The 23,072-nt window shown below is 73.6% G+C and carries 19 protein-coding genes and 1 pseudogene; 7 read left to right on the top strand and 13 right to left on the bottom strand.

What is annotated here, in order from left to right; genetic code table 11:
- Window positions 1–110: 110 nt before the first annotated feature.
- The 6 genes from ACIBSV_RS49825 to ACIBSV_RS49800 form a co-directional block, all read right to left on the bottom strand.
- Window positions 111–1,091 carry a cation diffusion facilitator family transporter gene (locus ACIBSV_RS49825; protein WP_395874509.1) on the bottom strand — a complete coding sequence of 327 codons (981 nt, stop codon included), beginning with the start codon at window positions 1,089–1,091 and terminating at the stop codon, window positions 111–113.
- A 231-nt stretch (window positions 1,092–1,322) separates the two neighbouring features.
- Window positions 1,323–2,561 carry a mannose-6-phosphate isomerase, class I gene (gene manA / locus ACIBSV_RS49820; RefSeq protein WP_395874507.1) on the bottom strand — a complete coding sequence of 413 codons (1,239 nt, stop codon included), beginning with the start codon at window positions 2,559–2,561 and terminating at the stop codon, window positions 1,323–1,325.
- Window positions 2,562–2,563: 2 nt separating this feature from the next.
- Window positions 2,564–3,745 carry an SIS domain-containing protein gene (locus tag ACIBSV_RS49815; protein ID WP_395874505.1) on the bottom strand — a complete coding sequence of 394 codons (1,182 nt, stop codon included), beginning with the start codon at window positions 3,743–3,745 and terminating at the stop codon, window positions 2,564–2,566.
- Window positions 3,742–3,927: a Trm112 family protein gene (locus ACIBSV_RS49810; protein WP_395874503.1), complete on the bottom strand. Its 186-nt coding sequence runs from the start codon at window positions 3,925–3,927 to the stop codon at window positions 3,742–3,744. Before ACIBSV_RS49810 ends, ACIBSV_RS49815 begins: the two co-directional genes overlap by 4 nt.
- 104 nt (window positions 3,928–4,031) lie before the next feature.
- Entirely contained in the window at window positions 4,032–5,402 is a 1,371-nt protein-coding gene (locus ACIBSV_RS49805) for a phosphomannomutase/phosphoglucomutase (protein ID WP_395874501.1), read from the bottom strand.
- Between the two features lie 106 nt (window positions 5,403–5,508).
- The gene (locus ACIBSV_RS49800; protein WP_395874499.1) at window positions 5,509–5,883 is read right to left on the bottom strand and encodes a DUF3499 domain-containing protein; all 375 of its coding nucleotides are present in this window, start codon (window positions 5,881–5,883) and stop codon (window positions 5,509–5,511) included.
- A 277-nt stretch (window positions 5,884–6,160) separates the two neighbouring features.
- Here ACIBSV_RS49800 and ACIBSV_RS49795 point away from each other — a divergent pair, with 277 nt between their 5' ends.
- On the top strand, window positions 6,161–6,526 hold the full coding sequence (locus ACIBSV_RS49795; RefSeq protein WP_078976974.1) for a metallopeptidase family protein: 366 nt from the start codon (window positions 6,161–6,163) through the stop codon (window positions 6,524–6,526).
- A 96-nt stretch (window positions 6,527–6,622) separates the two neighbouring features.
- On the opposite strand, the gene ACIBSV_RS49790 is transcribed toward ACIBSV_RS49795, so the two are convergent.
- From ACIBSV_RS49790 to ACIBSV_RS49780, 3 genes are all read right to left on the bottom strand, one after another.
- Entirely contained in the window at window positions 6,623–8,092 is a 1,470-nt protein-coding gene (locus tag ACIBSV_RS49790; protein WP_395874497.1) for a DUF5719 family protein, read from the bottom strand.
- A complete protein-coding gene (locus ACIBSV_RS49785; RefSeq protein WP_395874496.1) occupies window positions 8,089–11,817 on the bottom strand; it encodes a glycosyltransferase family 2 protein in 3,729 nt (1,242 codons plus the stop codon). The genes ACIBSV_RS49790 and ACIBSV_RS49785 overlap by 4 nt, the downstream gene beginning before the upstream one ends.
- Window positions 11,818–11,949: 132 nt before the next feature.
- Complete coding sequence (locus ACIBSV_RS49780) at window positions 11,950–12,219, bottom strand: WhiB family transcriptional regulator (protein ID WP_355545315.1); 270 nt, start codon at window positions 12,217–12,219, stop codon at window positions 11,950–11,952.
- 828 nt (window positions 12,220–13,047) lie between these two features.
- Here ACIBSV_RS49780 and ACIBSV_RS49775 point away from each other — a divergent pair.
- Window positions 13,048–13,611, top strand: coding sequence for a cysteine dioxygenase (locus ACIBSV_RS49775; protein ID WP_395874494.1), 564 nt, complete (start codon window positions 13,048–13,050; stop codon window positions 13,609–13,611).
- Complete coding sequence (locus ACIBSV_RS49770; RefSeq protein WP_395874492.1) at window positions 13,608–14,006, top strand: rhodanese-like domain-containing protein; 399 nt, start codon at window positions 13,608–13,610, stop codon at window positions 14,004–14,006. Before ACIBSV_RS49775 ends, ACIBSV_RS49770 begins: the two co-directional genes overlap by 4 nt.
- A 260-nt stretch (window positions 14,007–14,266) precedes the next feature.
- Here ACIBSV_RS49770 and ACIBSV_RS49765 read toward each other — a convergent pair.
- Window positions 14,267–15,364: pseudogene (locus ACIBSV_RS49765) on the bottom strand (glycosyltransferase 87 family protein); the annotation flags it as partial.
- A 281-nt stretch (window positions 15,365–15,645) separates the two neighbouring features.
- Between ACIBSV_RS49765 and ACIBSV_RS49760 the strand changes: the two are divergent.
- Window positions 15,646–16,812 (top strand): molybdopterin-dependent oxidoreductase, encoded by a 1,167-nt coding sequence (locus tag ACIBSV_RS49760; RefSeq protein ID WP_395874490.1) that lies wholly within the window; start codon window positions 15,646–15,648, stop codon window positions 16,810–16,812.
- Complete coding sequence (locus ACIBSV_RS49755; RefSeq protein WP_395874488.1) at window positions 16,809–17,315, top strand: hypothetical protein; 507 nt, start codon at window positions 16,809–16,811, stop codon at window positions 17,313–17,315. The genes ACIBSV_RS49760 and ACIBSV_RS49755 overlap by 4 nt, the downstream gene beginning before the upstream one ends.
- A gap of 336 nt (window positions 17,316–17,651) precedes the next feature.
- Here ACIBSV_RS49755 and ACIBSV_RS49750 read toward each other — a convergent pair whose 3' ends face one another.
- From ACIBSV_RS49750 to ACIBSV_RS49740, 3 genes are read right to left on the bottom strand one after another with little or no spacing between them, the layout of a single operon-like run.
- Window positions 17,652–18,371: a class I SAM-dependent methyltransferase gene (locus ACIBSV_RS49750; protein WP_395874486.1), complete on the bottom strand. Its 720-nt coding sequence runs from the start codon at window positions 18,369–18,371 to the stop codon at window positions 17,652–17,654.
- Complete coding sequence (locus tag ACIBSV_RS49745; protein WP_395874484.1) at window positions 18,368–18,988, bottom strand: DUF2064 domain-containing protein; 621 nt, start codon at window positions 18,986–18,988, stop codon at window positions 18,368–18,370. The genes ACIBSV_RS49750 and ACIBSV_RS49745 overlap by 4 nt, the downstream gene beginning before the upstream one ends.
- Complete coding sequence (locus ACIBSV_RS49740; RefSeq protein ID WP_395874527.1) at window positions 18,985–19,677, bottom strand: glycosyltransferase family 2 protein; 693 nt, start codon at window positions 19,675–19,677, stop codon at window positions 18,985–18,987. The genes ACIBSV_RS49745 and ACIBSV_RS49740 overlap by 4 nt, the downstream gene beginning before the upstream one ends.
- 318 nt (window positions 19,678–19,995) lie before the next feature.
- Here ACIBSV_RS49740 and ACIBSV_RS49735 point away from each other — a divergent pair, with 318 nt between their 5' ends.
- The gene (locus ACIBSV_RS49735; protein WP_395874482.1) at window positions 19,996–20,691 is read left to right on the top strand and encodes a response regulator transcription factor; all 696 of its coding nucleotides are present in this window, start codon (window positions 19,996–19,998) and stop codon (window positions 20,689–20,691) included.
- On the top strand, window positions 20,688–21,800 hold the full coding sequence (locus ACIBSV_RS49730; protein WP_395874525.1) for a sensor histidine kinase: 1,113 nt from the start codon (window positions 20,688–20,690) through the stop codon (window positions 21,798–21,800). Before ACIBSV_RS49735 ends, ACIBSV_RS49730 begins: the two co-directional genes overlap by 4 nt.
- Window positions 21,801–23,072 lie beyond the last annotated feature (1,272 nt).

The raw sequence follows: 23,072 nt of genomic DNA, 5'->3' as shown, positions 1-23,072 counted from the left end.
GCCGCGGGCGCCGATGCCGTGCCATCCAGTCGGACACTTCTGTGCCTACGGGTCGCGGACCCGACCGCCCTCTGCAGCGACTGTCGTTGTGCGCCAACGACGTTAACACCTCAGTCGCCGCTCACGTGCGGTCCCTTGCCCCCCGGCGTGGCCTCGATGTCCGCGCCGCGCACGGCCTCCTCGGCGCGGTAGATGTCCGGCTCGAGGTAGATCACCCGGGCGATCGGCACGGCCGCGCGGATGCGCTCCTCGGCGGCGTCGATGGCCCGGGCCACCTCGGCCGCGGTCTCGTCGTGGCGGACCGCGATCTTCGCGGCGACCAGCAGCTCCTCCGGGCCCAGGTGCAGCGTGCGCATGTGGATGAGCCGCTCGACGTCGGGGCCGGCCACGATGGCCGCCTCGATCTCCCGGACCGTCTCCACGCCGGCCGCCTCGCCCAGCAGCAGGCTGCGGGTCTCCATGGCGAGCACGATGGCGATCAGCACCAGCAGGATGCCGATGCACAGCGTGCCGATCCCGTCCCAGACGCCGTTGCCGGTGACCACCGCGAGGCTGACCCCGCCCAGCGCCAGTATCAGGCCGATCAGCGCGCCGAGGTCCTCCAGGAGCACGATCGGCAACTCGGGCGACTTGGCCCGGCGGATGAACTGCGGCCAGGTCAGCGCGCCTCGGTGCAGGTTGGACTCCTGGATCGCGGTGCGGAACGAGAAGGTCTCCAAAATGATCGAGAAGACCAGTACGCCGACCGCCCAGTACCAGCTCTTCAGCTCGTGCGGGTGGGCGATCTTCTCGTAGCCCTCGTAGATCGCGAACATGCCACCGACCGAGAACAGCACGATCGAGACGAGGAAGCCGTAGATGTAGCGCTCGCGGCCGTAGCCGAAGGGATGCTCGGGCGTGGCGTCGCGTTGCGAGCGTTTGCCGCCGACCAGGAGCAGGATCTGATTGCCCGAGTCGGCGAGCGAGTGCACGCCCTCGGCCAGCATCGAAGAGGACCGGGTGAAGGCGAAGGCCACGAACTTGCCCACCGCAATCCCCAGGTTGGCCGCCAGTGCCGCGACGACCGCCTTGGTTCCGCCACCCGCGCTCATAGGTCGACTCCCACCCGTTGGTTGACCACTGTCGTCATCGCCGGTCACTGTCCTTGTCGGCCGCCTGCCGCCGTTCGTCGGCGATCAGTGTGCCATCGGGCACCCGCCTACCCCGGGAGGCTTGCGATATCGGTATCCGGCGTCGATCGGCCGGCGGGACTCGTATCGGCGCGCGCGGCTCGGTCGGTGCGCGGCTCGATCGGTCGGCGCGGCTCGATCCGTCGGAGCGGGTCAATCGGTCGACGCGGCTCGGGAGCACGGGACGGTGGCCCGGAAGACCAGGCCGTCGGCGCCGTCGACGGTGACCGCGACCACGGGTTCACCCGCCCGGATGTAGATCGATTGGCCGCGCGCCAGGTCGAGCACCTCGCCGTCGGCGCCGGTGGCGGTCGCGGTGCCGCGCACACACAGCAGGATCTGCGGGCCGGCGGTGTCCAGGAGGTAGGGCTCCGGGGTCCCGGTCGAGCGCAGACGGGAGAGCCGGAAGTCGGTGACCGGGGTCGCGTAGACCTCCTCGGCCTGGTCGACCTCGGTCGGCTCGGGGCTCAGGATCTCCACCGGACCGGCCCGGAAGGCCATGATCCGCAGCAGCTCGCCGACGTCGATGTGCTTGTCGGTCAGCCCGCAGCGCAGCACGTTGTCCGAGTTGGCCAGGATCTCGACCACGACCCCGTGCAGGTAGGAGTGCGGCATGCCGGCCGCGAGGAAGACCGCCTCGCCCTCGCGCAGCCGGATGTGGTTGAGCAGCAGCGCCACCGCGACGCCGGGGTCGCCCGGGTGGCGCTCGGCCAGACCCGCGACCGCGGCGCAGGCCTCCGCGTACGGCGATCCGTTCGAGGCCAGTCGGCGGCAGGCCGCGGCGACCGCGTCCACCACGCCGGTGCGCAGTCGCGCGGGCAGCATCAACACGTGCGTGGTCGCCGCGCGCAGCGCCGCCTCCTCGTCCGGGTCGCGCAACGCGCGGGCGAACGGCGCCAGTTCCGGAACGTCGAGGGCGTCGAGCAGCTTGAGCGTCTCGGCGATCTCGCGGTAGCCGACCAGGCCCTCGAAGTCGCCGAGCGCGCAGATCATCTCCGGCTTGTGGCTGGAGTCGCGATAGTTGCGGTGCGCGGCGTCGATCGGGACACCGCGCGCCTCCTCCTCGGCGTAGCCGTGCCGGGCCTGTATCGCGTCGGGGTGCACCTGGAGCGACAGCGGCTCCTCCGCGGCCAGCACCTTGACCAGGAACGGCAGGCGCGGGCCGAACCGGGCCGCGGTGTCCGGGCCGAGTTCGCCGTCGGGGTCGGCGGCGATCAGCTCGACCAACGAGCGCGGCCCGCGGCCCCGGTCGACCTCGGAGGGCGCGCCGGGGTGGGCGCCCATCCACAGTTCGGCCTGCGGTTCGCCGGTGGGGGCGACGCCGAGCAGTTCGGGGAGGGCCGTGAGCGAGCCCCACGCGTTGGCGCGGATCCGGTTGAGAAGGCGGTCCATGGCTAGCGGGGACCACCTTCGGTCCAGGAGAACAGCCCCGGTACGGCGGGGCCGACCCCGGTGCCGAGGGCCAGGTAGACGGCGGCGAAGTCGGTCACCGCGATCAGTTCCGCGAGCCGCTCGACGGGGCTGCCGCCGCGCGCGCCGACCTCGCCGACGGCGGAGCGGCCGAGCGCGGTCAGCGTGCGCGTGGCCCGGTCCAGTTGCGGCGCGGCGCCGGCGTCGTCGTGGTCGACCAGCAGCACCGGGTGCAGGCGCACCGACTCGGCGTCGTCCACCCGGTCGCGGAAGAAGTCGTCGGGGTCGCCGGCGTCGACCGAGTCGCCCGCGGCGAAGACCCGGTCCTGGTAGCGGCCCGCGGTGGGCAGCGCGCCGGACAGCGCGGGGGTGGCGGCGACGCCCACGCACATCGTCGCGAAGCGCTCGGCGGCCACGCCCGCGACGCTGCCGGCGCCCCAGATCACCGGGATGGTGCCGGCGATCGCGACGGCCAGGCCCTTGGCCGGGTTGAGGTAGGCGTCGGCTCCGGGCCGGCAGCGGTTGCTCACCTCGTCCAGCCGGTCGGCCGCCGCGTCCACGCCCGCCAGCCCCTCGCCGGGGGTGAAGGCGCTCGCCCCGCACGCCCCGGTGATCGCCAGGAGCGCGGTGAACAGCGGCCAGAACGCGGTCTGCGCGGCGAACACGGTGTCGTCGGCGTAGCCGGCCGCGCCCACCGGCGTCGCGTCGACGGGCACCCGGACCAGCACGCCGCGGGACTGCTGCACGGCGGCGTCCAGGGCGGACCCGGCGGGCGTGGCCGCGACCACCTGGCAGCCGCGCCGGTAGGCCTGGCCGGCGAGGTCGATCAACGCCGGCTCGTCGCCTCGACCGGCCAACAACACGAGGTCCATCGGACCGGCCCACCCGGGCAGCAGGCCGCCCGCGGCGAGCACCAGGGGCAGCGCCGCGTCCGCGCCGGTGACCGCGCGCAGCGCGTGCCCGAGCGGCCCGTACGCGGGCGCGGCCAGGATCACCGTGCGCGGACGGTCCCGGGGCGAGATCGCGGCGGGCACGGCCTCGCGCGCGGCCTGCGCGGCCCGCCGTACCTGCGCCCCGGCACCGGCCAGGGCGCGCAGTGTGTCCGCCGCGTCGGCCCGGGCGATGCCGTCCTGGTCGTCCAGCAGGCCCTCGTCGAGGATGTTCATGCCCGCGCGGTACCGGGCCGGCGGGCCTCGTCCACCAGCAGTACCGGGATGTCGTCGACGACGGGGTAGACCAGCCCGCACGTGGAGTTGTCGCACGCCAGCGCGGCGTCCCCGTCCTTGTGCAGCGAGGCGTGGCAGACCGGGCATGTCAGGATCGCCAGCTGCGACGGTTCCAGATTCACGACATCTCCACCTTTTCCGGCTGCTCGCGCCGATTCGTACATTTCCGTCCCGATTCGGCGCGGCAGCCGTCCGATTGAACCCATCACATTACCGAGCCGACGGCTCAGCCCCGGACGAGTGCCAGTACCTCGTCGCGGATCGCGATCATGGTCGGCTCGTCGTCGGCCTCGACGTTCAGCCGCAGCAGGGGTTCGGTGTTGGACGCGCGCAGGTTGAACCACCACCGATCGGCCAGCACGGTCATCCCGTCCAGGTCGTCCACGCTCACGCCGGTCCGGCCCTCGAACGCGGCGCGCACCTTCGCGGTCGCGGCGCCCTGGTCGGCGACCTCGCTGTTGATCTCGCCGGAGGCCGGGTAGCGGTCGTACTCGCTCGCGAACGCCGACAGCGGCAACGTCTGGCCGCCGAGCGCGGCGAGCACGTGGATCGCGGCCAGCATGCCGGTGTCCGCACGCCAGAAGTCGCGGAAGTAGTAGTGCGCGGAGTGCTCGCCGCCGAAGATCGCGTTGGTCTGCGCCATCTCGCCCTTGATGAACGAGTGGCCCACCCGGGTCCGCACGGCCCGGCCGCCGGCCTCGGCGACGATCTCCGGAACGGCGCGCGAGGTGATCAGGTTGTGGATGACCACCGGCGCCTGCTCGCCGTTCGCCTTGGCCCGGGCGATCTCGCGGACCGCCACCAGCGCGGTGACCGCGGACGGCGAGACCGGGTCGCCGTTCTCGTCGACCACGAAGCAGCGGTCCGCGTCGCCGTCGAAGGCCAGGCCCAGGTCGGCGCCGCTCGCGCGGACCTCGGCCTGGAGGTCGACCAGGTTCTTCGGGTCCAGCGGGTTGGCCTCGTGGTTGGGGAAGGAGCCGTCCAGTTCGAAGTACAGCGGGACGATCTCCAGCGGCAGCCCGCTCGCGGCGCCGAGCACGGTGGGCACGGTGTGGCCGCCCATGCCGTTGCCCGCGTCCACGACCACCTTGAGCGGCCGGATGCCGGTCAGGTCGACCAGGCCCAGCAGGTGCGCGGCGTAGTCGGCCAGCACGTCGTGTTCGGTGATCGTGCCCGGCTCGCCGGCGTACTCGGGCACGCCCGCCTCGGCGAGCGCGCGGATGTCGGCGAGGCCGCTGTCCTGGCCGATCGGGGCGGCGCCCGCGCGGCACATCTTGATGCCGTTGTACTGCGCCGGGTTGTGGCTCGCGGTGAACATCGCGCCGGGAAGGTTCAGGCTGCCACTGGCGAAGTAGAGCTCGTCGGTGGAGGCCAGGCCGATCAGGGTCACGTCCGCGCCCTGGGCGGCGGCACCGGCGGCGAACGCGCCGGAGAGCTCCGGCGAGGACGGGCGCATGTCCCAGCCGACCACGATCGCGTCGGCCTCGGTGACCCGCACGAAGGCCGCGCCCAGTGCCCGCGCGGTGTCGGCGTCCAGTTGGTCGGGGACCACGCCCCGCACGTCGTACGCCTTCACGATCTGGGAGAGGTCGCGCACCCGAAGACTCCACTCGCTTGGCCGCGGTCGCGATTCGCCGCGGTATTGGCCGTTGACCGTCGATCCCTGCCCCGCGGACGACGCATCAGACCCTATCGGCCGGCGGTCAGCTCTCGGGTGAGCGCAGAACGCGCAGGTGGCCGCGCCGGCCTGCTTCGGGGCGACCGTCGCGGTCCTGCGGCTCGGGTGCCGGTTGCGGGGGCTGCGGCGGGCGGGCGGCCTCGCGCACCGCGTTGGCCAGCGCCTCGAGGTCGTCGCTGCTGGGCTTGCCCGCGCTCGGATCCGGCGCCAGGCGCACGACATCCCAGCCGCGCGGCGCGGTCAGCCGCTCCGAGTGCTCGGCGCACAGGTCGTAGCAATGGGGCTCGGCGTAGGTCGCGAGAGGGCCCAGGACGGCCGTGGAGTCGGCGTAGACGTACGTCAACGTGGCGACTGCGGTTCGGCCGCAGGCGGTCCGCGAACAGCGACGTACAGGGCTCACGACGATGGACGGTACCGCAAGCGGACCGAAGCCGCGTCGTATCCGGGTGCGGTGTGACTCACGTGTCGCTCCTCACAGGGTGTCGGCGGCGTCGGCCGCCGCCCGGCGGGGCGTCCGTCCGGGCGGGGACCGGGCGCGGACCGGGCCAGCGTGGACCGATCCGGATCCGGCGGTCAGGCTCTAAGCTCGTCCCGTGCACAACGAGCACTCGGTCCCCTCTTCTCCTCGCGAGCGTGACCGGCGTCGCCGCAGTCGGCGCGACCGGCACGGCCGCGGCATGCGCGGTCCGCTCGCCCCACCCCCCGTGCCGATCGCGCTCACCCGCGCGCAGCGGTTCGACGACCTCGCCGCCGATGTCGTCGAACGGCTCGCCAAGCGCTGGCCGCAACTGGAGGAGGTCCGCTTCGCGGTCCTGGACGTGCCCGAGGCCGAGACCGCGGTGAACGGCGACGAGGCGGTGGCGCTGGGTCGGCTGGTGCCGGCGACCAAGGCCGTGCCCGCGACGATCATCTTGTACCGGCGCCCGCTGGAGCTGCGCGCGGAGGGCCGGGCCGAGCTGGAGATGCTGGTCAACGACGTGCTCGTGGAGCAGGTCGCGGACCTGCTGGGCATGGATCCGGACACCATCGACCCCGACGACTGAGCGGGAAGACCACCGCGCCGGCCCGGGTCCCCCTCGTGGGGCCCGGGCCGGCGCGTCGTGGGCGATCGGTGCGGTGGCGGCCGATCGGTGCCGGGTCTACCGCTGCGGGACCAGCAGGGACAGGTCCTCGCGCGCGTTGGGCACCACCGCGGTCTCCGGGGTCGGCACGAACGGCTGGACCGTGAAGACCGCGGTCTTGCCGATCGTCTCGGTCATCGTGCGCACCACGTGCACCGGCTGCGAGCCGGCCTGCGGTTCGGCGATCACCGCGAACCGGGTCGCCCCGGCGGGCACGGGCGCGGGCACCTGCACGGTGGTACCGGCGGGCACCTCGACGTCGGCGGACACCGGCTCGCCCTTGTCGCCGATCGAGGTGAACTTGACCTTGGCCGGGCCCTTGGGCGCGGTGATCGAGATCGTGCTCGTGACCGCGCCGCCGCTGCGGTTCTCCGCGACCACCGCGCGCCCGGCGAGTTCGGGGGTGGCGGCCAGGAAGGCCACCTCGGCGTCCGCCCCGGCGCCCTGCACCACCCGGACGCCGGCGATGATGTCCGCGCGGCCGGAGACCAGCCGGATGGCGCCCGCGTCGGTCCGGTTGACCGGGCCCAGGTCGATCACCGTCAGCTTGTTGCCCTTGATGTCCGCCGTCTCGTGCTCGACCGGCTTGAAGGTGTTCACCTTGCCGGCGATGGACAACTGCACGTCGGTGCTCTCGCCGCTCGGCGACAACATCATCAGTTGCACGTTGCCCGCGTCGCCGGTCAGCCCAGGCAGGCCGGTGAGGACCAGATTGCGGCCCGGAGCGCCAGCCGAGGGCAGCCAGTCGGTGCCCACCGCGCCCTCCTGGTCGCGGATCGCCGCGCCGACCCGACCGGTGCGCGCGATCACGTGCACCGCGATGCCGTTGAAGACCGCGCCCGGGTTGAGCGTGCGCAGCAGCACCGGCATCGTCGCGCCGGGCGCGAGCGTCAACCCGCGGCCCGCCTCGGCCTCGATCGGGCCGTTGGGCCCGAACAGTTCCAGGTCGACGACGGCCGGTGTGTCCTTGCTGTTGGACAAGTACAGGTACGCGTCGCGGTTCTCGGCGGTGGAGGTGCCGACGAACCAGCGGTCGGTGGTCGGTGCCTCGCAGGCCAGACCGGCCAGCCCGCGACCGGCCCCGCTGGGCACCCGGGCGACCGCTCCGGCCGAGAAGCCCGGCGCGAACGCCCCGCCGGCGTTGGCCACCAGCGGTGGGACCTCGGCGTTGTCGACGCCGAAGCTCGCGAGCTTGCCCGGTGCCTCGACCTTGGTCCGCACCTTGGTGCGGTCGCCGAGTTCGACCACGCTCGCCTCGCCGGCGCCGGCCGCGCCCTGGCCGGGCGGGGTCAGCGCGGAGACCGCCGCCGAACTGCCCGGCAGTTGGCGGATCGACGGGCAGCTCAGCTCCGCCTGCTGGACCGGCACCCGGCTGGCCGCCGGCGGCGGCGCGGCCTTGCTCTCGGTCGGGCGGGTCACGATCGCCAGGCCCACGACGACGGCCAGCAGCGCGACGACGACGGCCAGGGAGAGGGTGGTGCGCTTCACGGGCGGTCTCCCTGCGAGGGCGGCGGCCACGGCTCGTCACCCGAGCGCGGCTCGGGCGGCCATCCCCCGTGGTCCGGGTAGGCGTTCGGGTCGTATTGCGGCGCGGGCACCACGTTGCCGTACTCGTCGTAGACCGGCTGCTGCGGCGCGGGGGGCGCCCAGCCGTACGAGCCTGCCGCGTCGGATCCCTCCGGGGTGCCCTGCGGGACCTGGGCACCCTGGTCGTACTGGTAGCCCTGGTAGTCCGGGTAGCCCTGGTACTGCTGCCCGTAGTCCTGCTGCGGGTACTGCTCGTAGGCCGGCGTCGCCTGCGCGTCGTAGCCGGCGCCGTTCCACGCCTGTACCGGCACCGGCGCCTCGGCCGGATCGGTGCGCTGTTCGGGGAAGCCGAACTCGTCGAGGCCGTCGCCGCCCGGCGCGACCGGTACCGGCTCCGGCGTCGCCTCGTCCGCCTCGGCCTTGACCCGACGACCGCGCCGACCGGTGCCCTCGCCCGCGGCCGGGATCGGCGCGGCGCTGTCCGGCAGGTCGTCGTCGGTGCCGCGCCTGCGCGCGGGCAGTGCCATCACGAACACCACGAACACCAGGACGCCCTGGACGAGCAGCCACATGCCGTGCCCGCCGGAGGCGTGGGTGAGTTCGAGCCGGCCCGCCTCGGGACGCAGCTCGAAGCCCTGCGCCCAGCCGTCCAGCGTGCGAGCGGTCAACTTGCGGCCGCCCTGGGTGGCCTCCCAGCCCGAGTCGGCGCGTTCCGCCAGGCGCAGGATCCGACCCTGGGGGCCGGCTTCGATCCGGGTGGACACGCCCTCGCGGGTGGAGGGGATCGCCTTGGCGCGACCGTCCGGGTCGACGATCAGCGCGCGGCCGACCGGGTATTGCAGACGCCACAGCGTCGCACCCTGGGTGGCACCCACCCGGGTCAGACCCGGGGTGCCGTCCAGACGCGCGGTGAGCTCGTTGCCCACCGGCGGCTTGAGCTGGACGAACTCGATGCCGTACGGGGCGAGCATGCTCGCGTCCGCACCGCCACCCCCGGAGAGCAACTTGCCCAGGAACGTGTCGAATTGCCGGTACGTCGACGCCTTGGGCGCCAACTCGGCGTCGCCCAGCGCCGGACCCGCGCCGCGCACGATCGTGTAGCTCACGTTGCCCGGTTCCGGCGCGGTCAGCACCAGTGTGCGCGAGTGCCGCGGGCCGGTGGCCTCCTCGGCCACGAACGCGGGCACCACGACCGGGTCGCGCCGCTCCAGCGGCCCGTTCGCGCCCTGCCACAACCAGGCCCCGGCCGCCACGACCGGGGTGAGAGCGGCGAACACGGCCAGCACCACCGCGGCGGGCTGGCGCCAGCCGAAGCTGCCGGCCGCGACTCGGGTGCGGGCGTCCTCGGCACCGACCATCGCCGCGGCCACATAGCCGAGCGCGATCACCACGACGGCCGCGCCGGGCCATGCGGGCGCCTTGTCGCCGGTGGCCTCGACGGTGAGTTCGACGTGGCTCGTCACGATCGCCAGCACCAGGCCGACCAGGGCGACCGCCCACGCGCCGAGCACCGCGGCCCGGCGCGAGTCGCGCAGCAGCGCGGCCAGCGCGACCAGCAGCAGCGCGCCGGTCAGCCAGGCCGGCAGCGTGCCGGGGCCGCCCGGGTCCAGCAGCAACAGACCGACCGGGCTGGTGCCCTTCTCGGCGAGCGCGTCGCCGGCCAGCCCGGGCTCGGCCAGGAACAGGGTGGGCTTGCCCGCGAGCGCCAACGTCCACGGGCCGAGCAGCACGAGCGGGGTGGCGAGCACGACGCCCACCCGCACGAGCAGGCCGACCCCGGGGCGCGGGCCGAGGCGTCCGGCGAAGGACAACCCGACGGCGATCAGCGCGAGCAGCGCGACCGCGAGCCACAGCAGCGGCGTGAACGCCGCCGCGACGGCCAGGACCAGGCCGGTGGCCCAGGCCGCGCGCATGGACGCCTTCAGCTCGCCCGCGCCGAGCACCTGCGCCGCGCCTCGGGCCACCACGGGGGCCAGCACGAGCGCGACGGCGGTACCGATCCGGCCGGTGGCGATCGCGCCGGTGGCCACCGGGGTCAGTGCGTACACGGCCGCGCCCCACACCCGGACGCCCGGCCCGGACACCAGCCGGCGCGAGCACAGGTAGGCGCTGATCCCGGCGAGCGGGACGCTGCCGATCAGCAGCACCGCGACGGCGGTGCCGGCCTTGCCCAGCAAAAGCGTGGCGAACGCGGCGAGCGCGCCGACATAGGGCGGCGCGCTCGCCGCCTCGCCGAAGCCCACCCCGTGCCAGGTGTCGCGGTAGCGGTGCCACAGGTCCGCCGCGCCTTCCGGCGGGGGCAGCAGGGCGCCGCCGAACAAACTGCCGCCGCCCAGCAATCCACGGGCGGCGAACAGGGTGACCAGGGTCAGTACGAAGGCGAGCGAGAGTCCGGGGCGGCGCATCAGCACGCGCAGCTTGACGAAGCTCTCCGTGTCGAGCGACTCGGAGTCGTCGTCGGTGGGGCCCGATTCCGCGCTGCTGTGTCGACCGGACCGGTTCTCCGGCTCCTCGCTCCGCCGCAGATTGCCGATCAGGCCCTCGGCGGCGTGCCGAACGGTGGCGGCCCGGCTGGGGAACAGGTCGCCCAGGTCCTTGTCCGACATGGTCCGGGTCCGCGAACGGGCGCGCCGCGCGGACAGGAACGCGGCCGGGCGCAGCAACACCGCCATGGTGCCGAGCAGTTCGTCCAGGGCCATCCCGGGCAGCTTGCCGAGCAGGTAGCCCAGGCTGCGGAACAGGCCGCCGAACAGCAGGCGCAGGTACAACAACGGCCAGGTCGCGCCGGTGGTGTTGGCCAGCAGCGTGAAGGCGGCGCCCCTGCGGTCCACCCGGTGCGGGCGGTTCGCCGCGACGTCGATCGGCCGGCGCTCGCGCGTGGCCGCCTCGGCGTGTTGCACCACCGCGTCCGGTACCACGACCACGCGGTGTCCGGCGGCGTTGACCCGCCAGCCGAAGTCGGTGTCGTCGCGGGAGAGCGGCAGGCGCGGGTCGAAGCCGCCCAGGCCCTCCCACACGTCCCGGCGCACCAGCATGCCCGCGCTGGAGACGGAGAGCACGCCGCGGACCGCGTCGTGCTGGCCCTGGTCCTGCTCGCGGCGCTCCAGGCCGGTCCAGCGTCGGCCGCTGCCGGTGAGCGTGGTGCCGACCTCGAGCAGTTGCCTGCGGTCGTACCAGCTCCGCACCTTGGGGCCGAGCACGGCCGCGGAGGGCAGTTCGTCGGCGGCGCGCAGCAGCAGGTGCAGCGCGTCGGGGGCGGGCTCGCTGTCGTCGTGCAGGAGCCACAACCACTCGACCGGCTCGGTCGATCGGGGCGGGCGGTCCTGGTCGGTGTCGCCGTACGGGTCCGACGCGTCGTACGCGTCGATCCGGTAGGGCAGGGACGCGGGGTCGACGTGCGGCGCGGCACGCAGGGCTTCGCTCACGGCGGTACCGAACGCGGTCCGTCGCTCGGTGTGCAGCACCGAGCCCTGACCGAGCGCGTCCTCGAGCAGACCGACCGAGGCGTCGGTACTGCCGGTGTCGACCGCGAGGACGCGCTGGACCGGGCGCTCCTGACCGAGCAGGCCGGTCAGTGTGCGCGGCAGCCAGCGTGCCCCGTCATGGGCGACGAGGATCGCGGTGACGATGTGCCGTGGGAAAGCCGGAGCTTGCGCGTATGCCGACTGATGGCTGAAAAGTGACATCGAGTGCGGGGACCCCGGGGGGCTCGAAGCGGCGTGGTACCAGCGGTCCGGCATCCGGCCGAACGGCCAACACACTACGCGACGGGCACCCCGCGCCCGCCCTGCTCGGACTCGGGCCCGAACAGGCGACGGTCAGACGGCCGCCTTCTTGAGCCTGCGCCGCTCGCGTTCGGACAGCCCACCCCAGATCCCGAAGCGCTCGTCGTTGGCCAGCGCGTATTCCAGGCACTCGTCGCGCACCTCGCACGCGAGGCAGACCTTCTTGGCCTCTCGTGTCGAGCCGCCCTTCTCCGGGAAGAAGGACTCGGGGTCGGTCTGCGCGCACAACGCGCGCTCCTGCCAACCGAGCTCCTCCTCCTCGCTCTCGCCCTCGGCGACCAGTAGCTGGAACAGCTCGCCCATCGCGTGCCTCCTCGACCCGTTTTTGCGTCCCCGTGATTAAGCCGTTACCGGTAACGGTTCACGACGTGTGTGAAATTACAAGCGCGTCGTTGCTGCGACGTCAAGCCGGGCTCTGCTATTAGAGCGGGGATTCACTCCCCGGGACCACAGCAATCCGAATTGACCACATAAATGGACAGATCCGGACACCCTGTCGTGTCACGTGATCGCCGTGACGTTCCGGACGGGGAGCGTACCGGCGAGGGCGCGACGACATTCGATGCCAACCCGTGATGACCTCTGCAATGGACTACGCCTCACACGGTCCGCACAGTTCCCCGGACGAGCCGGAAAACCGCGATGATGACCGAGGTCACATACCCGGCTCACCCGAAAATGGGCCTCCCCGTGCCCGGGAGGCTTCAATCCCTTCCCAGGATTCCTCACCCGAATCGGGCAGCGCTCGGCCGATTCGGGTGAGCGCGGCACCGGCGGGGCCGTGGCGAGTTGACAGGGACACCCCCCAGACGATGTCCTTTTCCCATGTCCGCACGCTGCAGCCGGTACCGGAGTCGTCCTGTCGACGTCCGTCGGGTGTTCAGCGCGCTGTGTCCGCCGTGCGACCACGTGTACAGCTGTTGTCCGAGCTGTATCGCCTGAGGACGCCTTTTCGGTCGTCCTCCGCGCAAGCGGCGGCACTCTTTTCCCCTTTTATCGGCACGGCCGTCCCCCATGGCCGGATGTCCGTTCGGGTTGCTGTCGACCGCTCGCGTGTTCGCTTTCGATCCGCCGCGTTCGCCTGATCCGCCGCGCCAGAGAAATAGCGCAGACATCCCGAAGGACTCCCCTATGTCCAGCGACATCACCGTCGCCGGCGACCCGCTCGCCGCCCCCGCCGTGCTCGCCCTGCCCGTCGCCCCGCCCGTCCGCCCCGCCGTCGCCCGACTCGCCGCGCTCGCCCGCCGGCACGCCGACCTGGTCGCGGCCGAACTCGACCAGGTCCGCTACGACCCGATCTCCCGCTGGTACAAGCGGCTCGCCGCGACCGAGGACATGGAGGTCTGGCTGCTGAGCTGGCTGCCCGGTCAGAGCACCGGCCTGCACGACCACGGCGGCTCGTCCGGCGTGTTCACCGTGGTCTCCGGCGAACTGCACGAGCGTTCCCTGGTGGTCACCCCGTTGCGCCGGGCCGGCGCCCGCGAACGGGTGCTCACCGCCGGCTCGACCCGCGTGTTCGGGCCGACCTACGTACACGAGGTGACCAACATGGGCACCGAGCCCGCGATCAGCGTGCACGTGTACACGCCGCGCCTGGACTCGATGAACCTGTACGACGCCGGCGAGGACATCGCGCGGCCGAGCTTCGAGCCGCTGCGCCGGGTGGGCGTCGAGCGTTCGGGGGACCAGTGGTGAGCGCCGTCGACCGACTCCTCGAGCAGGCCCGGGCCCGGCTGACGCGGGTGACCCCCGAGCAGGCGCACGCCGCCTTCCATGACGGCGCGGTGCTGGTGGACACCCGACCCGACTTCCAACGCGACGTCGACGGCGCGATCCCGGGCGCGCTGATCATCGAGCGCAACCATCTGGAGTGGCGCCTGGATCCCGAGGGTTCGGCGCGGGTGGCCGAGGCCACCGGCTACGACCTGCGGGTGGTCGTGTTGTGCGACGAGGGCTACGCGTCCAGTTTCGCGGCGGCGTCGCTGGTGGACCTGGGGCTGTCCGAGGCGACCGATTTGATCGGCGGCTTCCAGGCGTGGAAGGCCGCGGGCCTGCCGGTGGTGCCGTCGGCGGGCCGCGCTCGTCGATAGAGCGCCACACCGAGCACGAGCAGCAGGGCCGCGCCGTAGCCGAGTTGATGGGTGGCCCGGATCTGACCCGGGGTCGGTTCCAGGCCCCAGGTGAGGTAGAGGGCGTACCCCGCCGGGCCGAGCGCGAGCCACTCCCAGCGGCGCCCGTCCAGCGCCACCAGCGCGACCACGAGCAGCGCGTACCACGGGTAGGCCGGGGTGAGCACGAACAACATGCCGCCGGTCAGGGTGAGCGCGCCGTGCCACGGGCGATCCGGGTCGGCACGGGCCGCCACGACCGCGGCCAGGACGATCAGCACGACGACGGCCGCGTACGGAGTGAGGTCGGTCGGCAGCACCAGGCCGAGCAGACCGAAACGCGCGCCGTCGTCGTAGCGCTCCTCCTTGAGGTAGCCGGGCAGGTAGCCGAGCACGGCGGGGCCGGCCGCGAGCACGTGCGGCAGGTAGACCAGCACGACGGTGAGCGCCGCCGCACCGAGCAGTCGCACCGGGGCCCGGCGTACGCCGCCGGCCAGCGCGGCGGCGGGGAACATCTTGGTCGCGGCGGCGCCGCCGAGCAGCACGCCGCCCAGGATCGGCCGGCGGCCGGCGATCGCGGCCAGGCCGAGCACCATGAGCAGCACGCCGAGCACGTCCACGTGCGCGTTGTTGCCGCTCTCCAGCGCGACCATCGGACACCACGCCCACCACACCGCGTGTCTGGGGTCGCGGCCGAACCGGCGCAACACCAGCAGCAGCGCGACGCTCACCAGCATCGCCAGCAACGCGGCGGCGCCCTGGACGGGTTCGGGCCGGCCGGGCGGGGTCGCGACGTGCACGAGCCAGTAGTACGCCTCGGCCACCGGCGGGTAGATGGTGTGCACCTCGGGCCGGTTGATCCGGGTGCACGAGCCGTCCGGCAGCGGGTGCTTGAACCACCCCGAGCACTCGCCCGGCGGGAACAGCCAGTCGTCGCGGAACCCGGCCACCTCGGGATCCGCCGGCGCGTGCACGTACGGCGAGCGACCCGCGGCTTGGACCCGCCCGTCGAACGCGTAGCGGTAGGCGTCGTCGCTGGTGCGCGGCGGGGCGCCGGCGGCCAGGACGGGCAGCGCGACCGCGCCGGCCAGGATCAGCACCACGGCACGGCGCACCGGGAGTCGGTGGACGAGGAAGGCACCCAGCGCGAACAGCGCCCAGGCGGTTCCGTACACGACGTACACGCCGACGCTGCCGGGGTGGGTCCACGGGCCGTGTACGGCGAAGCCGACGGCGGCGGTCAGGCCCAGGCCGGTGCCGACGGCGGAGATCGTGGTCACGGTGCCGGTGGCAGGCGTGCCGGTGGTGGGGGTGCTCGTGGTGGCGGTGCTCGATGCCATGCGGCGAGTGTGTCGGCGGTGGGGGCGTTTGCGGGGCGTCCCGGGCCGGGCGTCAGCACTCCGTAAGACGGTCGGGGCAGGGCGGTCGGGGTCTCCGGGGGTCGAGCGTCGGCACTCCATACGGCAGTCGAGGCAGGACGGTCGGGGTCTCCGGGGGTCGAGCGTCGGCACTCCATACGGCAGTCGAGGCAGGACGGTCGAGGTCTCCGGAGGTCGAGCGTCGGCACTCCGTAAGACGGTCAATGGGGCCCTACGGGGGGATTTCGGCGTTGGCTGGGGGGATGAAGCTCGACATCCGCTTGCCGGACCCGCCCGCCGCGTTGCGGCGCGGTCCGTTCCGAGCCAGCGCGTTCCGCGGCGCGCTGCACGATCCGCGTACGGCCGTCCTCGTCGGCCGGTTGCTCGGCCTCGCCTTCCTGATCTGCTTCCTGACCGGCCTGTTCAGCCATCTGCTCCAGCATCAGCCGCACTGGCTCGCGCTGCCGTCCCGGCCGGTGTGGGGGTATCGGGTCACCCAGGGGCTGCACGTGGCGACCGGGATCGCGGCGGTGCCGCTGCTTCTGGTGAAGCTGTGGGTGGTCTATCCGCGACTGTTCGCCTGGCCGCCGGCGAAGTCGGTGGGGCACGCGCTGGAGCGGTTGTCCATCGCGGTGCTGATGATGGCGGCGATCTTCGAACTCGTCACCGGACTGCTGAACATCGTGCAGTGGTATCCGTGGCCGTTCCCGTTCGTACCGGCGCACTACTGGATCGCGTGGGTGGCGGCCGGCGCGCTCACCCTGCATGTCGCGGTGAAGCTGCCGCTGATCCTCGCCCACTGGCGGCGTCCCCGGGGCGTGCCGGCCGAGTCCGAAGGGCCCTCGCGGCGCGGCCTGTTGACCGTGCTCGGCGCCGGAGTGGGCGTGGTCACGTTGGCCACGGTGGGGCAGACGGTGACTCCACTGGGGCGGGTGTCGGTGCTGGCGCCGCGACGGGCGGACATCGGCCCGCAAGGTCTGCCGGTGAATCGCACGGCTGCCGCGGCGGGCGTGTTCACGGCGGTCCGCGATCCCGCGTGGCGCCTGGAGGTGGCCGGCCCGCGACCGTTCGCGCTGACCCGGGCCGAACTGTTGGCGATGGCGCAGCACGAGGCGACGCTGCCGATCACGTGTGTCGAGGGATGGAGCGCGTCGGCGCACTGGTCCGGGGTGCGGATTTGGGACCTGATGGCCCGGGCTGGTGCGCCGTCCGGGGCCCGGCTGCGGGTGTTCTCGCATGAGCGGTTCAGTCCGTACTCGGTGATGGAGATGCCGGACGAGTACGCCCGCGACTCGTCGACCCTGCTGGCGCTCATGCTCAATGGCGCGCCGCTGGCCGAGGACCACGGGTATCCGGCGCGGATCATCGCGCCGAACCGGCCGGGCGTGCTCCAGACGAAGTGGGTCGCCCGCATGGAGGTGCTGGGATGAGTACGGCGATGGAGCCCGAGCCGGTCGCGCCGCGAACCGGGCGGGCGGTGGGCGCCGTCCGGCTCGTGCTGGGCGCCGCCGGGGTGGCCGGCATCGGGTGGGGCGTGGCCGGTGTCTGGGACGACCCGTTCCTGACCGAGCGGATGGGTCTGGCGAAGTGGTTGATCGCCGGAGTGCTGCTGCACGACGGGGTGTTCGCCGTCGTGGTCTTCACCGTCGGCGCGCTGGTGATGCGGTTCGGGCGGAGGCCGGCCGCGTGGGTGCGACGGACCGTGTTGGGCGGCCTGGCGGTGGGTGTCGTGGGCACGCTGATCGCGCTGCCGGCGCTGCTGCGGCCACTACCGACGCAGAACCCGTCGGTGCTTCCACTGAACTATGGACGCGGGCTGGCGATCGTATGGGCGGGGGTGGTGGTGGGGACCGCGGGGGTGGTGGCGTTCCGCCGGGTGCGGGGGCGGGAGCGGGGCGGGGGTGAGGCCCGGGGCGTGGCCGAAGGGCGGTGACGCGGCGGGCCGGCGGGGGGCTGTGCGGATCAGCCGGCGGGTCGGCGGGGGTGGGCTGTGCGGGTCGGCGGCGGCGGGTCGGTCGGCGCGTGGTCGGGCCCGGCCCGTCGCCGACTTTGGAGCCTGGCGGAGACGGTCAAGGGCGGTGCGGGGCGGCGAAAGCGCGGCCCGGGTGGGCCGGCGGTGCGTATTCGGGCTCGGGCCGTCGCCGGCTCGGGGACGGTCGGCGACTCCTCGGGGCCAAAACGGGTGCAGGGTGGCGAAGGCGCGGCCCGGGCGGGTCGGTCGGTGCGTGGTCGGGCCCGGCAGGCGCCGGGTCGGGCGGCCGTCGAAGGCTCAGGAGCGGTGCAGGGTGGCGAAGGCGCGGCCCGGGCGGGTCCAGGTGTCGGTCACGGTGAAGTGGTGTGTCGGGGCGAGGCGGCGCAGCGCCGGGGTGCCCACCCGGGCCCAGCGGAAGGCGCCGCCGTGACTGCCTCGGTCGTCTTCGACCCGGGCGGCGAAGCGTTCGTACACGTCCTGTGGATCGGTCTCCACCACGAGCAGGCCGCCGGGGGCGAGCAGGCCGTGTATGCGGTCGAGCAGTCCGCCCGGGTCGCCACCGATGCCGATGTTGCCGTCGGCGAGGAGGGCGACCGCCCAGCGGCCCTCGCCGGGCAGCGGCTCGAACACCGACCGGCACAGCGCGGTGGCCCCGGCGGTCCGGGCCCGCGCGACGGCGGTCGGCACCGGGTCGACACCGAGCGCGGTCACGCCTCGACGGCTCAGCGCCGCGGCCAGTCGGCCCGGGCCGCAGCCGACGTCCAGGGTGGGGCCGGTGCAGCGGGCGAGCATGGTGTCGTCGGCGGTGTCCGGTTCGGCGCACCAGCGGGCCAGTTCGAGGGGTTGCCGACGGTGGCCGTGCCGGCGGACGTACACGGCTCCGCCGTCGCGCAGGGCGAGCGCGTACGGGTCGGTGGTCCGGGCGTCCGACCCGGGGTGGGCCGGAGCGTCCGCCGGGGTGTCGGACCGCGCGTTCGCCGGGTCGGCCGTGCGGTCGGGCTCGCGGACCAGGGTCATGCGTACACCTCGCCGCCGAGCAATGCGCGGGCCACACCGGCGCAGTGGGTGCCGGGGATGTCGCGGGTGACGGCGGCCAGGTCGGCGGCCGTGTCGATGTCGGTCAGGGTGGGCAGGTCGCGCACGGTCAGTCCGGCGGCGAGCAGCCGGGACCGCTGGACCGCGCCGGTCCGCGGCACCGACATCGGTACGCCGGGGAACACCGACGGGTCGGGTTCGCGCAGCCCGATCGCCCAGAATCCGCCGTCGGTCGCCGGGCCGAACCACGCGTCGGCGGCCGACCAGTCCACGGTCAGCAGTTCGGGGGTGACCTGCGGGGTGTCCATGCCGATCAGCAGGGTCGGCCCGGAACAGCCGGCGAACGCGGCGGCCAGGCGCAGGTCGAGTCCCCCGGCCCCCTGCGGCACCACCTCGAAGCCGGCCGGCAGCCACGGCCCCGGTTCGCCCGCGAGCACCAGGACCCGGCGGCGCGCAGGCGTCGCAAGCACCGCCGCCAGTGTGTCGGTGAGCGCGGCCTCGGCCACCGCCGCGGCCTGGTCCGGGGTCAGCGGCGGGGTCAGCCGGGTCTTGACCCGGCCCGGCAGCGGCGCCTTGGCGATCACCAGGAGGGTGCTCACGCGGGCCGCCCGGCACGGGCGAGGACGGCGCTCATGTCCCGGACCGCGGTGACCGTACCCCGCACCGTGCCGGTCACTTTGGAGCGACCCGAGCGCGGCAGGTAGCGCACGTCCGTCTCGGCGATCCGCCAACCGGCGTCGGCGGCGCGGACCACGGTCTCCAGCGGGTAGCCGGAGCGGCGGTCCGAGACCTCCAGCGCGAGCAGGTCGGCGCGCCGGGCGGCCCGCATCGGGCCGAGGTCGTGCAGCCGCGCTCCGGTACGTCGGCGCAGGCGGCGGGCCAGGACCGCGTTGGCCAGGCGCGCGTGCGGCGGCCAGGCGTTCAAGGTCTGCGGGCGGCGGCGGCCGAGTACCAGGTCCGCGTCGCCGGCGAGCACGGGTCCGACGACCGAGGGCAGTTCGTCCGGGTCCAGCGACGCGTCGCAGTCGCAGAAGCACACGATCGGCGCGGTCGCCGCGAGCAGGCCCGCGTGGCAGGCCGCGCCGAACCCGCGGCGTTCCTCGACCACCACGCCGGCGCCGAGCGAGCGGGCCAGTGCGGCCGAGCCGTCGCGCGAGCCGTTGTCCACGACGATGGGGCGGTATCCGGCCGGCATCCGGGCAAGCACCCACGGGAGCGCGTCGGCCTCGTCGAGGCACGGCAGCACGACGTCCACGAGATGCTCGGCGGGATGCGCCGAAGATTCCATGTGCTCGGCAGGATGCGTCGAAGAGGCTTCCATGTGCTTGGCGGGGTGCACCGAAGAGGCTTCCACGTGCTCGGCGGGATGCGCTGAAGAGGCTTCCACGTGCTCGGCGGGATGCGCCGAACAGGCTTCCATGTGCTCGGCGGGATGCGCCGGAGAGGCTTCCATGCGGCTCACGCTAAGTACGCGCCGGCCGCAGCCGCAGGCTTGACGTGCTTACGGAGTGCTGACGTCGCAGCGATGCGGCCGTGTGGGTTACGTGCCGCTTACGGATCGATCGCTCGCCGGAATCGTCCCCTTCGCGCACCTACACTCGCCGGCATGAAGGTGCTCGTGGTCGATGACGATCCGACCGTGGCCGAGGTCGTCGTCGGCTATCTCGAACGTGCGGGGTTCGACACGACGCACGCCGCCGACGGGCCGACCGCGCTCGAGCTGGCAGCCGTCGAGATGCCCGATCTGGTGGTCCTGGACCTGATGCTGCCCGGCATGGACGGGCTGGACGTCTGCCGACGGCTGCGCGAGCGCGGCCCGGTGCCGGTGGTGATGCTGACCGCGCTGGGCGACGAGGGCGATCGGGTGCTCGGCCTGGAGGTCGGCGCGGACGACTACGTCACCAAGCCGTTCAGCCCGCGCGAACTCGTCCTGCGGGTGCAGTCCGTGCTGCGCCGGGTCGCGGGTCCCGGCGCGCCGCCCGTGGCGCCCTCGGTGCTGCGGCACGCGGACATCGAGGTGGACGTCGGCGCTCACCGCGTGCTCCGCGCGGGCCATGAACTCTCGCTCACGGCGCGCGAGTTCGATCTGCTGTGCTTCTTCCTCGGCAGCCCGGGCCGAGCGTTCACCCGGGAGGAGCTGATGCGTCGGGTCTGGGGCTGGGAGTTCGGCGACCAGTCCACGGTGACGGTGCACGTGCGCCGGCTGCGGGAAAAAATCGAGGACGACCCGGCCGCACCCCGGCTCCTGGTGACCGTGTGGGGCGTGGGCTATCGGCTGGAGGTCGAACCCGGATGCCCGTGAAGGATTTCGCGCTGATCTGCCTGATCGCGGCGGGCAGCGGGCTCGGCGTCACCCTGCTGGGCCTGCTCGGCCTGCGGGCGCTGCGCAATCGTTCGCTCTCGGTCGCGCTGGCCGCGATGTCGGTGGTGACCATAGCCGGCATGGCCGCGGGTACGGTCGGGGTCTCCCAGGCGATGTTGCTCTCCTCGCACGACCTGACCGTGGTGATGGTGGTCTGCGCGGTCTCGGCGGTGCTCGCGATCGGCGTGGCGATGTTGCTCGGCCGCCCGGTGGTGGCCGATGTCCGCGCGCTGCGCGGTTCCGCGCGGGCCTTGGGCGGCGGCGTGCCGGGGCCGTCGCGGCGGGTCTCGGCGGTGGTCGAACTCGCGGAGTTGGGGCGGGAGTTGGAGCGGGCCGGCGTACAACTGACCGAGTCCCGGGAGCGCGAACGGGCGGTCGAACACGCGCGGCGCGAGCTGATCGCGTGGATCTCGCACGACCTGCGCACGCCGCTCGCGGGCCTGCGCGCGATGGCCGAGGCACTGGAGGACGACCTGCCCGAGGATCCGGCGCGCTATCACCGCCGGATCAGGATCGAGGTGGATCGGCTCAGCGGCATGGTGGACGACCTGTTCGAGTTGTCCCGGATCCAGGCGGGCGCCCTGAAGCTGACCCTGGCCAGGGTCTCGCTCTACGACCTGGTGGCGGACGCGATGGCCGGCACCGAGGCGTTGGCCCGGTCCTGCTCGGTGCGGCTGGCGGGCGAGGACATCGTCGCGGTCCCGGTCCGGGTGGACGGCCGCGAGATGTCCCGGGCGATCACGAACCTGCTGGTCAACGCGATCCGGCACACCCCCTCGGACGGCACGGTCGCGGTAGGGGTACGCACCGCCGAGGGCGAGGTCGTGGTCTCGGTCACCGACGCGTGCGGCGGCATCCCCGAGGAGGACCTCCCCCGAGTCTTCGACACCGGCTGGCGCGGCACCCACGCCCGAACCCCCTCCCCCGGCGGCGGCGCGGGATTGGGCCTGGCCATCGTCAGAGGCATCGTCGAGGCCCACGCGGGCCGGGTGGGGGTGGCCAACACGGGTGGCGGATGCCGCTTCGAGGTGCGGCTGCCGGCGGGGTAGGGGGAGGGGGAGGGGCCGCGAGGGGATGGGCCGCTGGGGTCGGCGGGGTGGGGTGGGGTGGAGGCGCCCGGGGCGGGAACGGGTCGTGTTGGCGGCGTGGGAGACCGCCGGGTCTGGAGTACGCAATGCCCGTGGAGGCGCCCGGGGCGGGGACGGGTCGTGTTGGCGGGGGCGTGAGGTGGTGGGCCGACGCACGTGTGTCAGTGCGGGAGGCGGGTGCCGGGGGCGCGGGGGAAGGTCGTCGGCGGGAGCGCCGGGGGGCGAGCCCACGCACCTGCGCCGTCAACGCACGAGGCAGGTCCCGGGGGCGCAGGGGCAGGACGTCGGCGGGGGCGCCGGGGGCAAGCCCACGCACCTGCGCCGTCAACGCACGAGGCAGGTCCCGGGGGCGCAGGGGCAGGACGTCGGCGGGGGCGCCAAGGGGCAAGCCCACGCACCTGCGCCGTCAACGCACGAGGCAAGGCTCTGAGATCGCGGGGGTGGCGGGTCGACGCGCGCGTGTCGTCACCACAGGCAGGCGACGCGACGGGGTCGCGGGAGCGGCGGGTCGAGTCGACGAAAGCGCGGAGTTGCGGAGCTGCGGGCCGACGCACCCGTGTCGCTACCGCAGGGAGGCAGCGCGTTTGGGGCGGTGAGCGCGGCGAGTTGAAGGTGGCGGGCGCGCGAGGGTGGGATGAGGCGCCCGTGTTGCCATCGCAGGCAGGAGACGCAACGGGGTCGTGGGGGTGGCGGGTTGAGTCGGCGAGGTCGCGAGAGGCGGGCCGACGCACCCGGGTTGCGGCCCCCAGACAGCCGACCAACCAAGGTCGCGGAGGCGGCGGATCGAATCGGCGAGGTCGCGAGAGGCGGGCCGACGCACCCAGGTGGCGGCCCCCAGACAGCCGACCAACCAAGGTCGCGGAGGCGGCGGATCGAATCGGCGAGGTCGCGAGGGGCGGGGCGACCTGCCCGGGTTGCGGCCCCAGACAGCCGACCAACCAAGGTCGCGGAGGCGGCGGATCGAGTTGGCTGGGTCGTGGGGGTGGTGGGTCGGCGCACCTGTGGCGTCGGTGTGGGGTGCTGGGGAATCTGGGTCGGGGCGGGGGCGGGTTGGGGTGGGCGGATTCGTGTTCGGCGGCGTTGCTGCTTGTTGGGCGACTTCGTCGCCGGCTCGCGAGGCACCACCTTTTTTCTCTCCCCCGCTTCGCTCCTCCGAGAAAAAAGGCGGCGCCTCGCTCGGGGCTTCGTGTCCCTCCGCTTCGCTCCGGGCCCCCCCACCCCACTTTTTGGGCG

The sequence above is a fragment of the Embleya sp. NPDC050154 genome, from assembly GCF_044460165.1.
Lineage (GTDB): Bacteria > Actinomycetota > Actinomycetes > Streptomycetales > Streptomycetaceae > Embleya.
Note: the sequence above shows the minus strand (reverse complement) of the source record. Positions and strands in the feature narration are given on the sequence as shown.